Source organism: Ruegeria sp. BHSA118, assembly GCF_059613405.1.
This window is the reverse complement of the sequence record NZ_JBXWSM010000005.1, coordinates 92358-106956: the sequence shown is the minus strand read 5'-3', so window position 1 is coordinate 106956 and position 14599 is coordinate 92358. Positions and strand designations below refer to the sequence as shown.

At 61.3% G+C, this 14599-nt stretch carries 14 protein-coding genes and 1 pseudogene; 9 read left to right on the top strand and 6 right to left on the bottom strand.

Going from position 1 to position 14599, the window contains the following annotated elements:
- Positions 1-253, bottom strand: a pseudogene (locus AC2FNN_RS03095) (EamA/RhaT family transporter); the annotation flags it as partial.
- A 273-nt stretch (positions 254-526) separates the two neighbouring features.
- Between AC2FNN_RS03095 and AC2FNN_RS03090 the strand changes: the two are divergent.
- Both AC2FNN_RS03090 and argF read left to right on the top strand, forming a co-directional pair.
- Complete coding sequence (locus AC2FNN_RS03090) at positions 527-1714, top strand: aspartate aminotransferase family protein (protein ID WP_496756521.1); 1188 nt, start codon at positions 527-529, stop codon at positions 1712-1714.
- Between the two features lie 75 nt (positions 1715-1789).
- Entirely contained in the window at positions 1790-2716 is a 927-nt protein-coding gene (argF, locus tag AC2FNN_RS03085) for an ornithine carbamoyltransferase (protein WP_496756520.1), read from the top strand.
- Here the strand turns inward: argF and AC2FNN_RS03080 are convergent.
- On the bottom strand, positions 2713-3288 hold the full coding sequence (locus AC2FNN_RS03080; RefSeq protein ID WP_496756519.1) for a ferric reductase-like transmembrane domain-containing protein: 576 nt from the start codon (positions 3286-3288) through the stop codon (positions 2713-2715). The genes argF and AC2FNN_RS03080 overlap by 4 nt on opposite strands.
- Positions 3289-3315: 27 nt before the next feature.
- Positions 3316-3804, bottom strand: coding sequence for a twin-arginine translocation pathway signal (locus AC2FNN_RS03075; protein ID WP_496756518.1), 489 nt, complete (start codon positions 3802-3804; stop codon positions 3316-3318).
- Between the two features lie 216 nt (positions 3805-4020).
- Between AC2FNN_RS03075 and AC2FNN_RS03070 the strand changes: the two genes are divergently transcribed.
- From AC2FNN_RS03070 to AC2FNN_RS03060, 3 genes are all read left to right on the top strand, one after another.
- Positions 4021-4854 carry a phytanoyl-CoA dioxygenase family protein gene (locus tag AC2FNN_RS03070; protein ID WP_496756517.1) on the top strand — a complete coding sequence of 278 codons (834 nt, stop codon included), beginning with the start codon at positions 4021-4023 and terminating at the stop codon, positions 4852-4854.
- A gap of 119 nt (positions 4855-4973) precedes the next feature.
- Positions 4974-5942, top strand: a complete 969-nt coding sequence (locus tag AC2FNN_RS03065) for a pirin family protein (RefSeq protein ID WP_496756516.1) — start codon at positions 4974-4976, stop codon at positions 5940-5942.
- Between the two features lie 72 nt (positions 5943-6014).
- Positions 6015-6989: a 2-dehydropantoate 2-reductase gene (locus tag AC2FNN_RS03060; RefSeq protein ID WP_496756515.1), complete on the top strand. Its 975-nt coding sequence runs from the start codon at positions 6015-6017 to the stop codon at positions 6987-6989.
- Positions 6990-6998: 9 nt separating this feature from the next.
- Here AC2FNN_RS03060 and AC2FNN_RS03055 read toward each other — a convergent pair whose 3' ends face one another.
- The 3 genes from AC2FNN_RS03055 to hrpB form a co-directional block, all read right to left on the bottom strand.
- On the bottom strand, positions 6999-8474 hold the full coding sequence (locus AC2FNN_RS03055; RefSeq protein ID WP_496756514.1) for an inorganic phosphate transporter: 1476 nt from the start codon (positions 8472-8474) through the stop codon (positions 6999-7001).
- Positions 8475-8563: 89 nt separating this feature from the next.
- Positions 8564-9022 (bottom strand): NUDIX hydrolase, encoded by a 459-nt coding sequence (locus tag AC2FNN_RS03050; RefSeq protein WP_496756513.1) that lies wholly within the window; start codon positions 9020-9022, stop codon positions 8564-8566.
- A gap of 158 nt (positions 9023-9180) precedes the next feature.
- Positions 9181-11634 carry an ATP-dependent helicase HrpB gene (hrpB, locus tag AC2FNN_RS03045; RefSeq protein ID WP_496756526.1) on the bottom strand — a complete coding sequence of 818 codons (2454 nt, stop codon included), beginning with the start codon at positions 11632-11634 and terminating at the stop codon, positions 9181-9183.
- 209 nt (positions 11635-11843) lie between these two features.
- Between hrpB and meaB the strand changes: the two genes are divergently transcribed.
- The 4 genes from meaB to AC2FNN_RS03025 all read left to right on the top strand — a co-directional run bounded on the left by meaB (position 11844) and on the right by AC2FNN_RS03025 (position 14562).
- The gene (gene meaB, locus AC2FNN_RS03040) at positions 11844-12815 is read left to right on the top strand and encodes a methylmalonyl Co-A mutase-associated GTPase MeaB (protein ID WP_496756511.1); all 972 of its coding nucleotides are present in this window, start codon (positions 11844-11846) and stop codon (positions 12813-12815) included.
- A 186-nt stretch (positions 12816-13001) separates the two neighbouring features.
- Positions 13002-13289 (top strand): 50S ribosomal protein L28, encoded by a 288-nt coding sequence (gene rpmB / locus AC2FNN_RS03035; protein WP_050603240.1) that lies wholly within the window; start codon positions 13002-13004, stop codon positions 13287-13289.
- Between the two features lie 407 nt (positions 13290-13696).
- The gene (locus AC2FNN_RS03030) at positions 13697-14047 is read left to right on the top strand and encodes a hypothetical protein (protein ID WP_496756510.1); all 351 of its coding nucleotides are present in this window, start codon (positions 13697-13699) and stop codon (positions 14045-14047) included.
- Between the two features lie 41 nt (positions 14048-14088).
- The gene (locus AC2FNN_RS03025; RefSeq protein ID WP_496756508.1) at positions 14089-14562 is read left to right on the top strand and encodes a copper chaperone PCu(A)C; all 474 of its coding nucleotides are present in this window, start codon (positions 14089-14091) and stop codon (positions 14560-14562) included.
- The last annotated feature ends 37 nt before the right edge of the window (positions 14563-14599 follow it).

The following is a 14599-nucleotide window of genomic DNA, read 5'->3' as shown; positions in this document are numbered from 1 at the left end:
CAAAACTGGTCCGCCCGACGTGTAGCCTCCAATGGGGCCGCACCAACCGCGGCCGCAATGTTGCAACCGCCAGCAGGATCGCCAGCAGGGCAAACAGAAACCGCCCGTGACTGATCTGCATGGCGTGCAAGGGCGGCCCCAACGCATCCGTCCCCAGCGCCTTGGCCAGCAGCGTCGTCGCCGCGATAAACGCCGTGGCGGCAAAAATCAGCGCAGCGGCAAGCGGTGGATTGTGGTGCTTGGGTTCGAACATGGCCAAGCGGTGCGCCGTTGCACAGGCTTTGGCAAGGGCAAAATTCGATACCTGCAAAATACTGGCTTTCCAACCTGCTCAAGCATCGCTATACGGTCGACCATGATCAAACATGTGCATATCCAACTGCTCCGACGCCGACGCATCTTTGCGTAACCGGCCTGTTTGATCTCATGTGCCCTGCAAATCGGCACAGACCTCACCAAAATTGTTGACGAACAGGGCCTTCGTGTATCACTCACGAGGCTCATACTACCTGAAAAGGATGATCCCATGATCCCGTCCGTTCTGCCGACCTATAACCGCGCGCCCCTGACATTCGTGAAGGGCGAAGGCGCCTGGCTGACCGAGGCGGATGGCCGACGTTTTCTGGACCTCGGCGCAGGCATCGCCGTGAACGCGCTGGGCCATGCCCATCCGGCGCTGGTGGCCGCCCTGACGGAACAGGCCCATGCGCTGTGGCATGTCTCGAACCTGTACAACATTCCTCAGCAACAGGCGTTGGCTGACAAGCTGGTGGAACACAGTTTTGCCGATACGGTTTTCTTCACGAACTCCGGTACCGAAGCCTGTGAACTGGCCGTGAAAATGGCCCGCAAGTATTTCTATGACAAAGGCCAGCCCGAAAAGGTCGAGATCATCACTTTCGACGGTTCCTTCCATGGCCGGTCGTCGGCGGGCATCGCAGCGGCCGGGTCCGAGAAGATGACCAAAGGCTTTGGCCCGCTTTTGCCGGGGTTTGTCCACGTCACCTTTGGCGATCTCGACGGTGTCACCAACGCGATCACCGAGAATACCGCCGCGATCCTGATCGAGCCCATCCAAGGCGAGGGCGGTATTCGCCCCGTCCCCGACGCCGAACTCAAGGCGCTGCGTCAGATCTGCGACAACAACGGGCTGCTGCTGATCCTTGATGAAGTCCAATGCGGCGTTGGCCGGACAGGCAAGCTCTTTGCCCATGAATGGGCTGGGATCACCCCTGATATCATGATGGTCGCCAAGGGCATCGGCGGCGGCTTCCCGCTGGGGGCCGTGCTGGCCACCGAAGAGGCCGCCAGCGGCATGACCGCGGGCACCCACGGTTCGACCTATGGCGGCAACCCACTGGGCTGTGCCGTGGGCTGCGCGGTGATCGATCATGTGGCAACACCCGCCTTCCTGGAAAGCGTCAACCGCAAGGCGGGCCTGCTGCGGCAAAAGCTCGAAGCCCTGATCGCAGATCACCCTGAGGTGTTCGAAGAGGTGCGCGGATCGGGCCTGATGCTCGGCCTGAAATGCAAGGCGCTCAATATCGACGTGGTCAATGCGGGCTATGACAATCTGGTCATCACCGTTCCTGCCGCCGACAACGTGATCCGCTTGCTACCGCCTCTCACTCTGACCGAGGACGATATCGCTCAGGCCATGATCCGCCTCGACAAGGCCGCCAATCAGATCGAAACCCAACTCCAAACTGCCTGAGCTTCATCTTTACCCAAATACTCCGGGGGTGTGGGGGTTGGCCCCCACCGCCCGACCAGCCAAAAGCGAAGCGATATGAACCATTTTCTCGACATCCACAAAACCGATGCCACCGCGCTGCGGTCCATGATCGATCAGGCGGGCGCGATGAAACAAGCGCGTCTGGGCCGTCCCAAGGCCGCCCCTGATGACGAACAACCGCTGAAAGACCGCATGGTCGCGCTGATCTTCGAAAAACCCTCGACCCGGACGCGCGTGTCTTTCGATGTGGGCGTGCGCCAGATGGGCGGCCAGACCATGGTGCTGTCCGGCAAGGACATGCAACTGGGTCACGGCGAAACCATTGCCGATACCGCCCGTGTGCTGTCGCGCTATGTCGACATGATCATGATCCGGACCTTTGATGAGACCATCCTGACCGAGATGGCCGAATATTCCGACGTGCCCGTCATCAACGGCCTGACCGACCGCACCCATCCCTGCCAGATCATGGCCGACGTGCTGACGTTCGAAGAACACCGCGGCCCCATCGCCGGCAAAAAGGTGGTCTGGACCGGCGACGGCAACAACGTCTGCGCCTCCTTCCTGCACGCCGCTGGTCAATTCGGGTTCGATCTGACCTTTACCGGCCCGGCCCAGCTTGATCCGGAAGAAGAGTTCATGGGGTTTGCCCGCCAGAAAGGTTCGAAAATCGTGATCGAAAGGGATCCGCACAAGGCGGTGGAAGGCGCGGACCTCGTCGTCGCGGACACCTGGGTTTCGATGCATGATTCCCAGTCGGCCAAAGAACGCCGCCACAACATGCTGCGACCATATCAGGTCAATGCTGAACTCATGTCGTATGCCAAACCGGATGCGCTGTTCATGCATTGCCTGCCGGCCCACCGCGAGGAAGAAGCGACCTCTGAGGTCATGGATGGACCGAACTCGGTCATTTTTGATGAGGCCGAAAACCGTCTGCATGCACAAAAGGCGGTCATGCGCTGGTGCCTGGGCGTCTAAGGGCGCCGGCGGATTTCCCACACTTTCAGCTTGGCGAGCGTGGTTGCGCTCGCCAGCAGGACCAGTGTGCAAAGCGCTGTTTTGGAAATGACTTCCATCGTGCCTTCGATCAGCATGGCGTGAACAATACTGCCGACAATCGTCACCCCGGCCAGCGCGGTGTGGCTCAGCCGCCAAAGGCGAAAGCGCAGGCGCAGACGTTTGCGGAAGACCCCTAACAGGGCCGCCCCGAAAGCGGTCCACATGGCAATCACGCCCCAGGCCGAGAACGGCGTTGGAGATACGAACAACAACGCATCCACCACATCCGGCGGGCTCGTAAGCCACAACCCCGCGACATGGACCACAATCGCCAGCACCAGGGTCAGGCCGATCCAGCGGTGAATGTGGCGGCTCATCACTGCGGACAAGCCCGGAAGGTATCTTCCGGCCAGAAGCGGCTGCAGCAACAGCAGCCCCAAGCTCAGAATTCCGGCAAACCCAGCGACGATGTAAACCGGCTCTCGCCACGCCAGATAGGGACTGAAAGCCGCTGCTGCGACCGGTACCAGAAGCGCGGCGATCAATGCCACCCAGATCGCAACGCACTTTAACACCTGTCAGACAGGTTGCAGCACAAAATGTGCAGCAAGGGTTTTGTCCTTCGCGCTCGGCATCACAGGGCGCAGGAACACAGTCTCAAATTCACCGCTGTCATAGGCCAGATGCCCGTGCGGTTGACCGAATGCAGGAACGATCTGCGGCATTTCCAGTCGGAATTCACCCTTTTCATCCGTCAAGGTCGCCCCATGGCTTTGCGGGTCACGCTCGTGGCCTTCTGTGGTATGGGCCCAGATCTGAATGCGCTGGCCGGGCAGGGGGGCGCCATCGCCTGCCCTTCGTACGGTGCCGGTCATCCAGAACCCGCCGCCACCGATCCGGTCCACGATCGGCGCGCCGGGGCGATAGTTGTTCGATCCGCCCCGCATCGAAGGCGTCGGCGCAATCCCGGCTGCGCGGGCAGGCACCAAAAGCCCTGTGGCGCCGGTTGTCAAAACGGCAACACCTTGGGTGATCAGGGAACGACGGGACAGCAACGCATCTGTCATCTAGAAACCTCCAATACGCGATCCAACCTTGTCAGTCTGCGGCTTCCATCTGAAACATAGCATGTTTCGTTCAAAATCCGAGGCCGTGCGCGGTTGGATCCCCGCACCCTCACGGTTCTGTGAGTGATTCCGGGTCGTCGAAACGAATCTCTTTGACCTCTGGCGGTGCCTGATGCGATGCTCGGGGCCATCGAACCACATCGGGATGACCCTTCCATGACGACGGCAGACCTGGTCACACAGGAAGACATTGCCGCCTTCCAACGCGATGGGGCTGTTGTTCTGCGGTCGACATTCTCATCCGAGTGGTTGTCATTGCTGCGCGCAGGTATCGACGCCGACCTTGACACGCCGACCGATAATTTTACCCGTCACACCAAGGATCCGAACGCCCCGGGTTATTTCGAAGACTACTGGGCCTGGAACAAGATCCCGCAATTCGACGAATTCGTTCACAAGTCGCCCTGCGCACCGCTTGCTGCCGGGTTGCTGGGGGCGCCGTCCATCAACCTTGTCATGGACAACTGGTTCCTGCGCGAGGCCGGCTCGACCTCGCGCCCGCCCTTCCATCAGGACCTGTCTTACTTCGACTTCGAAGGAACGATGTGTGTCCTTTGGTTGCCGCTGGAACCCGTGACCAAGGAAAATGGCATCGCATTCGTGAAGGGCTCACACCTGTGGGACAAGCTGTTCATGCGGGTGCGGTTTGCCGATGGTCATCCCAGCTATGAGCCCACCGAAGTCGCCGGGCTGACCTATCACCCGCCACCCGACGTCAATGCCGACCCCGGCGCGTATGACTTGTTGCAATGGGATCTGGAACTTGGGGATTGCATCTTTTTCGACATGCGAACGCTGCATGGCGGGCTGTCCTCGACCACGCCGTCGGAAACGGTGCGCCGCTTCACCCTTCGCATGACGGCACCTGATGGCGTCATCCGGTATCGCGGCGACTGGGCCAAGGACGAGCGCGCGCAGTTCGAGGCGGCAGGCTATGGCGAGGGGGATCGGATTGACGGACCGTTTTTCCCGCAACTCTGGCCGCGTTGATCGGAACGGCGCCGCACTTAATCTGTGCGATTGTGCACTTTATGGGCTGCTTCGCGTGGCTATTTCTTACCTGAGTGAACGCGGGTGGCCTGACCATCTGCAACGAAGGGAGTGCTGAAATGAGTTGGAACCCGACACACAATCCGGACTGCATCTCGGAGAATCCGGCGCTGGACACGTTGATCATCCCGCGTGCCCGTGACCTGGGAGGGTTCGAAGTGCGCCGTGCGTTGCCTTCGGTAAAACGACAGTTGGTGGGCCCGTTCATCTTTTTCGATCAAATGGGGCCGGCTGAATTCATCACCGAAGGCGGCATCGACGTGCGGCCCCACCCCCATATCGGACTGGGCACGGTCACTTATCTGTACCAGGGCGAATTCGAGCACCGCGACAGCCTTGGCACACATCAGATGATCTATCCCGGCGAGGTCAACTGGATGGTCGCAGGCCGCGGTGTCACCCATTCCGAACGCACCAGTGATGAGACCCGAGGCAGGAAACACAGCCTGTTCGGCATTCAGACCTGGATTGCCTTGCCCGAAGCGCATGAGGATATGGCCCCGGATTTCGAACATCACAAACAGGCCGCGCTGCCGCATCTTCAGGATACCGGCGTCAGGGCCCGGTTGATCCTGGGTTCGGCCTATGGTGAGACCAGCCCGGTCACGATGCTGTCCGAAACCTTCTATCTCGACGTGCAATTGGAACCCGGCGCGTCCTTCCCCCTGCCTGACGATCATGAAGATCGCGGTGTCTATGTCACGCAAGGTTCGGTCGAAATCGCGGGCGACAGGTTTGACGAGGGCCGCATGATGGTGTTCCGGCCCGGGGACAAGCTGTCTGTCAAGGCCGGTGCGCTGGGCGCGCGGCTGATGCTGCTGGGCGGAGCGACCCTGAATGAAGACCGCTACATCTGGTGGAATTTCGTTTCGTCTTCGAAGGAAAAGATCGAAACTGCAACTCGTGAGTGGAAAAGCGCCGATTGGGCCAAGGGTGCATTTCAACTGCCTCCGGGTGACGATCAGGAATTTATCCCTATTTCCAAAGAGCTTGAGCGCACCAAACCCCGGCTGGCCGCCAGCGCGTGACGTCAGCGGCAAGCGGGCTTGTGTCACGGGCCGTTTGCGGTGATCCTTTTGGGGTGTACCGGAGGGGGTATCATGAAACTTGTCCTTGCTGGCGCGGGCAGCATTGGCTGCTTCTGCGGAGCCTTGCTGGCCCGGTCGGGGCACTCCGTGACCCTGCTGGGACGCGCACATGTGCTGGACCCGATCCGTGAGCACCGGCTGACGGTCACGGATTTTGACGGCCTTGATTACACGGTCACGCCGGACTCTCTGGTGCTCAGCGAAGATCCGGCCTGCCTGGGCCGGGCCGAACTTGTCATCGTCACCGTCAAATCGGGTGCAACCGCAGACATGGCCGAGCAAATTGAGCGCTTTGCGCGGCAGGATGCCCCGATCCTGTCCTGGCAAAACGGTATCGAAGCTGCCGCAACATTGCGTGAGGCCTTGCCGGGGCGCGATGTGCGTGCGGGTATGGTTCCGTTCAACGTGGTGCCAAACGGCCCCGCCACCTATCATCGGGCCACGTCCGGAGAGATCGTCATCCAAAGCGGCGCCGGTGAACTGGCCGCGCAGCTGAGCAGCGCGGACCTTTCCGTTATATCCAGCGACCAGATCGAGGCCGTGCAATGGGGCAAGCTGGTGATCAACCTGAACAATGCGCTCAATGCCTTGTCGGGCCTCACGCTGGTGGATCAGCTGATGAACCGCGACTGGCGCAATCTCATGGCGGATCAGATGTCCGAAGCGCTGACTGTGCTGAAGGCGGCGGGGCATCCCGTGGCCTCGACCACACCGCTTCCGGCATGGATGACCCCGCATATTCTGCGACTGCCGACACCGCTGTTCACCCGGATCGCGGCCCGGATGCTGACAATCGACCCGCATGCGCGAACGTCCATGGCCTATGACCTCATGGCCGAGCGCCAAACCGAAATTGACAGCCTGCAAGGCCATATCATTCGCATGGGTCACGAAACCGGCGTGCCAACACCCATCTGCACGCAGGTGTCCGACCTGATCAAACACGCACCCGATCACCCGTTGTCGCCGGAACAGATCAGGCTCTGACGTTCTCCCTCAGGCGAATGCGGTCAGTACCCAGTAAATGACGGCCGACATGGTTGCGGCGGCGGGCACGGTGACTACCCACGCGGCCACGATGGTCATGAAATGCGACCGCCGTACCAGCTTGCGACGGCGGTATTCTTCCGGGGCAAGGCGTTGTGCTGTGCGTTGAAGCTTTCCCTGTTTGCGCCGGCGCTCGGAATCCCACTCGCGGTAGAAGCCGACGCCAAAGACTGCTCCAACGGCGATATGGGTCGAACTGACCGGCAGGCCAAGCCAGCTGGCCAGAATCACAGTAATCGCCGCCGACAGGGCGACGCAAAAGGCGCGCATCGGGTTCAGTTTGGTGATCTGGCGGCCCACCATCCGGATCAGCCTGGGGCCGAACAGGAACAGACCGAAGGAAATCCCGAACGCCCCGATGATCATCACCCAAAGCGGGATTGGAACTTTCGCGGCAAACTCTCCGAACTCGACCGCGTGGACAATCGCGGCCAGCGGGCCGACCGCATTGGCCACGTCATTTGCGCCGTGGGCAAAGCTCAGGAACGTGGCCGAGATCACAAGCGGCAGGCCAAACAGCGTTTTCAGCGACCGGGTCCGGTTCTCCATCCCTTCGGATCTGCGCTTGACCCACGGGACGGTCACGGACCAGGTCAGCAGCCCCACGCCCAACCCGATCAACAGGGCCATCTTGGGATCGATATGCACGATCCGTTGCAGGCCTTTGACGGACAGATAGGTAGCAAAGGCCCCCGCCATCACCGCCAAAAGGATGGGTACCCATTTGCGCGCCGCGGCGATCTTGTCGTCCTGATTCTGGATTTTCGACTTGATCAAAGCCAGAAAAGCCGCGGCAACCGCCCCTCCAAGTATCGGCGAAATCACCCAGCTGGCAGCAATTGCACTCATCGTGCCCCAGCTCACCGCACTCAGGCCCGCTGCTGCAATGCCCGCACCCATGACCCCGCCTACGACGGAATGCGTTGTGGACACAGGGGCGCCGATCCAGGTCGCCAGATTGACCCACATGGCCGAAGATATCAGCGCCGCCATCATGGCCCAGATGAACACTTCGCTGTTTTGCACCGAGGCGGGATCGACAATCCCCTTGGAGATGGTCGAGACCACGTCACCCCCCGCAAGCAACGCACCAGCGCTTTCGGCGATGGCGGCAATCACGATGGCGCCGCCCATGGTCAGCACATTTGCACCGACCGCAGGGCCCATGTTGTTGGCAACGTCATTGGCACCGACATTAATCGCCATATAGGCCCCGAACGCGGCCGCCGCGATCACGACATGGCTGCCATCCACCCGACCAAACAGGACCGCCGCCGTCAGCCCCGCCAGCGCCATGAAGGCCAGCGCGACCCCCGGTGCCAGCAAGTGGCGCGCGACATGGATGTTGGCGGTTTCGACCCGTGAAATTCGGTGCAGGTCGCTGTCCAACGTTTGCCAGCGTGGTTTTGGATTCGTGTCAGACATGAACTTGGTCAGATAGTGAAGGATCGTGCGCCACTAACGGTATCCGGCTGCTCAGGCAAGCTGGGTGCCATCGAAATGTTGCGATTTCCTTACAGTTTGCGCAACAAGGCCTGAAGTTCGGGCTCTTGCACCAGGGTGGCCGCTTCAGCCGGCCAGAACCAGCTGCGCTCGCGCTGGTCGGCCTCGGGAAAGTCGTCCGCCAGCGCGCGCACCGAAATCTTGTAGACATTGGTCAATACCGGTTGCGCTGATCCGTTTTTGAGGATCTTGTCGTAGGTGAATTGGCCGACGGGTTCATCGTGAACTGCATCCGCGTGCACTCCGGCCTCTTCCCAGGCCTCCTGAAGGGCTGTTTCCGTGCCACTCAAACCATCGATGGGCCAACCTTTCGGGATGATCCAGCGTTTGGAGTCGCGGCTGGTGATCAGCAGGACCTGATTGTGCCCGTCATGAACGCGGGTGCATAACGCCGCAAACTGCACCCGTCGGGGGCGCAGGAACAGCGGTCGCCCGACCTCTTCCCAGATATTTTGCAGCCATGCATTCATCAATTTTTTTGTCAGTCTACTCTATGCCTTCAAAGTTGATATGACTTAACAACGGAAAAGGTGAGTTTCAATTAAACCTTCCAGTTTTGGCACGTTCTTGAAGGTTTTCCGGGTGAATTTGTGGATTTTTGGACAAAGCTCGGGCTTTTCTGACGGCTCTAGTCACGTCTGCGTTTTGCCCTCAGCGTGGGATCAGCCTGGGTCGGGTCTTCGGGCCAGGGGTGTTTGGGGTATTGCGCCCTCATGTCCTTGCGTACATCCGCATAAGAGCCCGCCCAGAAACCGGGCAGGTCGCGCGTTATCTGGATCGGGCGCTGCGCCGGTGACAGCAGAGTGATCTTCAAAGGCTGGCCGCCGATTGCCGGGTGTAGGGTCACGCCGAACACTTCCTGCAAACGGACCGAGATTTCCGGCACGGCCGCGCTGTAGTCAATTGGCACCTTGCGCCCCAGCGGCGTTTCAAATGACCCCGGAGCGCGCCGGTCCAGTTCCTGCGTCTGCGCCCAGTCCAGCCGCGCGCGCAGGGCGGGCAAAAGGTCGAATTTCTTCCAGTCTTCAGCGCTTTTGACGCCCGACAGCATGGGCAACAACCAGTCCTCCATGTCGGCCATCAGGCCTGCGACCGAAAAATCGGGCAGATCGACGCCATCGGCGCGCACCAGCTCGACACGGGCAGCCAGGCGCGCGGCGGCACCCTCCAGCCGCAGGCCCAGATCGCGTATCCCATCCAGCATAGCGCGCGCCACGGCGTCGTCCGGGACGTCCTTCCAGATGCGGTCATCCAACGTGATTGCGCCGAACCGCTCTTGCCGCCGCGACACGACCCGCCGCTCGCGTTTGGACCAGGCGCACGTCTCGATCCAGCCGATCTGATCCGCGAACAGATCGCGGATGTCGCGTTCCGAAATCTGGGTGGCCATCCGGACCTTCGCCTCGCGCGGGTTGCCATCCGTGTCGATGACGACCAGAAACGGAGCGCTGGCCAGCGAATCCGCACTATCCAGAACAACGCCTTTCCCCCCTGACAGCACATAGCGCGGCGCGTCACCCTTGCGCCGCTGCCCGATGCGGTCAGGATAGGCCAGCGCAGCCATGGCGGCGGGGCTCAGATCGGCCGAGTCGCCCTTGGCCTGTTTCCGCAGCCGTCTGGTCTCGGCATTGATCCGATCCACTGCGCCCATGTTGACCTGCCAGACCCTGTTGCGCTGAAAGGTCCGGGGGTCGCGCAGCGCCTCTTGCCGCAGGGTGATATCCACCGGCGCACCGCGAAGGGGATCACGCTCTGCCATCAACGCCGCCAAGGGGGCGGCGCTCGGACCGGCCCGCACAAACATGTGCCCCAATCGGGGATGCAAGGGCAGTGCAGCCAGGGCGCGCCCATGATCGGTGATCCGCCCATTGGTATCGAGCGCGCCCAGCATTGTCAGCAAAGCCCGCGCCTCGGCCATCGTCCCCTCGGGAGGCGGAGTCAGAAAGGCAAGATCGGCCGGGTCAGCGCCCCACAGGGACAGCTCCAACGCCAGCCCGGTCAGGTCCGCCGCTTCGATCTCGGCAGGCGGGTAGGCGGCCAGCGCACCGTCTTCCCCCTTCGACCAAAGCCGGTAACACACCCCTTCGGCCACCCGTCCGGCCCGGCCCGCGCGCTGTGTGGCCTCGGCCCGGGTCACCCTTTCGGTCACCAGCCGGGACATGCCCGATCCTGGATCGAACCGAGCCCGCCGGGCCTGTCCCATATCCACCACAACCTTGATGTCCGGGATCGTCAGCGAGGTTTCGGCGATCGACGTCGCCAGCACAACTTTGCGCCCTTGTTCCACCGGGGTGATCGCGGCACGCTGGGCCGCAAAAGGCATGGCTCCGAATAACGGGCGCACCACGCAACTGTCGGGCAACCGACCGTTCAAAAGGCCTTCAGCGCGTCGGATTTCGCCCTCTCCCGGCAGGAAAACCAGAATTCCGCCGCCGGACTTCCGGGTCTCACGCTCGGCCTGCACCACCAGATCGATCAACGCATCCAGCCGTCGCGCTTGCGGCCCCAATGGCCGATCCAGCCAGCGCGTCTCAACCGGAAAGCTGCGCCCGTCCGATGTGACCAGAGGGGCCGCCATCAACGCACCGACGGGATCCGCATCCAGCGTGGCTGACATGGCCAGCAGGATCAGATCGTCCCGCAATGCGTCGGACACCTCGAGGCACAAGGCCAGCCCCAGATCGGCGTTCAGAGACCGTTCGTGGAACTCATCGAAAATCACTGCGCCAATTCCCGGCAGATCCGGGTTGGATTGCAACATCCGGGTCAGGATGCCCTCGGTCACCACCTCAATCCTTGTGTCTTTCGACACTTTCGCCTCGCCGCGCACACGGTAACCCACGGTCTGGCCTGCGCGTTCTCCCAAGGTTTCGGCCATCCGTTCGGCCGCGGCCCGGGCCGCCAGTCGCCGGGGTTCCAGCATCACGATCCTGCCTTCGCACAAACCCGCCTCGAGCATTGCCAGGGGAACCCGTGTGGTCTTGCCCGCCCCCGGCGGGGACTGCAATACCGCGCGACCCTGCGCGCGCAATCTGTCCAGCAGTTCGGGAATGGCGTGGTCGATGGGCAGGCGTATCGTCATCCGGCTCTTATCCGCGATCATGCAGGTGGCGTCCAGTTCTCGCGCCGCGCGCGTTCTGGTGACACCGGGGCGGCTGGTCCAACCCTGATGGGCCACGCCACGCACGAATTGACGCAGCTTTCGCTTTGATCGCATTTCGGGGAAGCTGCGGTCTGGACAAACGCCCCCAGAGCACGGCAACTATTCCTGCCTCTAGGATCGGGACAAGAATGCAGACAGACAGCCTCAGCGACAGGATTTTGAAGGGCGAGCGCCGGGCGCTGGCCCGCGCGATCACACTGGTGGAAAGCAATCGCGCCGATCATCGTGCACAGGCCAGCGAGATGTTGGCCCAGCTCGCAGGATCCGGGCGCCAGGCGCTTCGGATCGGTTTGTCGGGTACGCCCGGGGTGGGCAAGTCCACCTTCATCGAAAGCTTTGGCATGATGCTGACAGGGCAGGGGCTGCGTGTCGCGGTTCTGGCCGTCGATCCCAGCTCGGCCCGTTCGGGGGGCTCGATTCTGGGGGACAAAACCCGGATGGAACGCCTGAGCCGCGAGAAGAACGCCTTCATCCGCCCCTCCCCCAGCCAGAGCCATCTCGGTGGCGTCGCCCGACGGACCCGCGAGGCCATCGCCCTGTGCGAGGCCGCAGGCTATGACGTGGTGCTGATTGAAACTGTGGGCGTCGGGCAGTCCGAAACGGTGGTGTCCGAATTGTCGGACCTGTTCCTGTTGCTGTTGGCTCCGGCGGGAGGGGACGAATTGCAGGGTGTCAAACGTGGCATCATGGAGATGGCCGATATCATCCTGATCAACAAGGCGGATGGCGACCTGAAGGCCACGGCGACCCGGACATGCGCAGACTATGCCGGCGCGCTGCGATTGCTGCGTAAGCGCCCGCAGGATCCCGAAGGTTTCCCCAAGGCAATGACCGTTTCAGCGATCGAAGAACAGGGGCTGGAGCAAGCCTGGGACGAGATGCAATCCCTGACCCGATGGCGCCGCGACAACGGTATCTGGGAAGCCAACCGTGCCGCCCAGGCGCGATACTGGTTCGATCAGGAGGTCCGCCATGCCCTTCTGGCCCGGCTCGACACGCCGCAGGCCAAGGCCCAGATGGAGCGCCTGAACGCCGAAGTCTCGGCCGGGCGTCTGAACCCGGCCCGCGCGGCCGAGGAACTGCTTGGCACGCTGAGCTGACGGGGTGAAAGGGGGCAAGGTTTGAAAGGCGGACGCAAAATGAAAGAATTCGTCCGGTCCGTCTTGACCCTTCCTGCGATTCCCACTACACGCATCCAACCAGTTTTCGGGCGCGACTTCGGGTTGTGCCCCTTGTGATTTGGCCGAGGGCTTTGTGCCCGGCCTCCAGAAACAAAGGAAGAAACCATGTCGCGTCGTTGCGAACTGACCGGAAAAGGCCCGATGACTGGCAACAATGTCAGCCATGCCAAAAACAGAACTCGTCGTCGTTTCCTGCCGAACCTGAATGACGTTACCCTGCAGTCCGAGACCCTGGGCCGCGGCGTCAAACTGCGCATCTCGGCAGCCGCTCTGCGTTCGGTTGACCACCGCGGTGGTCTGGACGCATTCCTGGCCAAAGCCAAGGATGAAGAACTGTCGGCGAACGCGCTGAAAGTGAAGAAGGAAATCGCCAAGGCGCAAGCCACGGCCTAAGCCTTTTCGCTTACGGTATTTCAGGCCCTGCACCTCTGAGGTGCGGGGCTTTTTCGTTTTGAGACACCCGCTGCCGCCTTGCATTGTTTTCAAATTCGAAATTATTTCTCGCCATTGGTGAATTGCTTCACATACGGAATGCCGAATCTGACCTATCGTCTCTGCCATTCATCAGGCGGGGGCCTCACTATGACGTTAAAAAGTTTCTACCTTTTCCTGTTTCTGGCCGCGGTTTTTCGCAAAGCAATTTCGGCTTGCACGCGGATGCAGCGCAGGGTGAATCGTTCCCACACCAGCTTCAATACAAGCAAGGTGAAACGACCGGGAATTGATTACTGAAACCGGCTTCAAGCGCGACCCTTTGGCGCTTGAAGCTACTCTGCCGACTGACCTATACCCCGGTCAGGATGAGACCAGCCATAAAACGATTCCTGCCTTATGTTCTGTCCCTGCTTTTGGTTCTGACCGGGCAGGGCCTTGCTGTGTCCCGCGGCATGGACAAGGCTGTGGGTCAGATGGTGTTGTGCACAGGCACCGGTCCGGTCGTTGTCTATATAGACGAAGACGGACAACCCACCGCGCCACCGCATTACTGTCCGGACTATGCGCTGTCCCTGATGGGCGCGGTCGCTATTGCCCAGCCGCCCATGCCTATGGCGCCCGAGCGGGCGCAGATAGCGCCGCTGCGGCATCTGGTCAATCAAATCGCCTTGCCGGTTCCCGGCACCCCGGCGCGCGCGCCGCCTGTACGCGTTTGAAAACAAAACTTTTTTCAAACCTACAATACAGGAGAGGCACGATGTCCCTCAAAACTACTCTGTTTGCAACCCTGGCCGCCGTGACCCTGGCCATGCCCGCTTTTGCCGAAGGCACTATCAAAGTTGATGACGCCTATGCCCGGTCGTCGGGAAAGACCGCCAAGGCAGGTGCCGCGTTCATGATGATCCAGAATCTGGGCGATGCGGACGACCGTCTGGTCGGCGTGACGTCGGATGCCGCTGCCCGGGTTGAACTGCATACGCACAAAGTCGACGAAAATGGCGTGGCCAAGATGGTGCATGTCGAGGAAGGCTTTGCCATTCCGGCAGGCGAAACCCACATGCTGAAACGCGGCGGCGACCACGTGATGTTCATGGGGCTGACCGAACCGTTCGAACAGGACGCCATGGTTCCGGTGACGCTGATCTTTGAAAAGGCTGGCGAGGTTGAGGTCGAAATCCCGGTCGATCTGGAGCGTCAGGACATGGGCGGACACGGATCCCATTCGAACTAGGGCAACGCCTGTCTTCGGGCCGCGCTGCGGCCGTCAT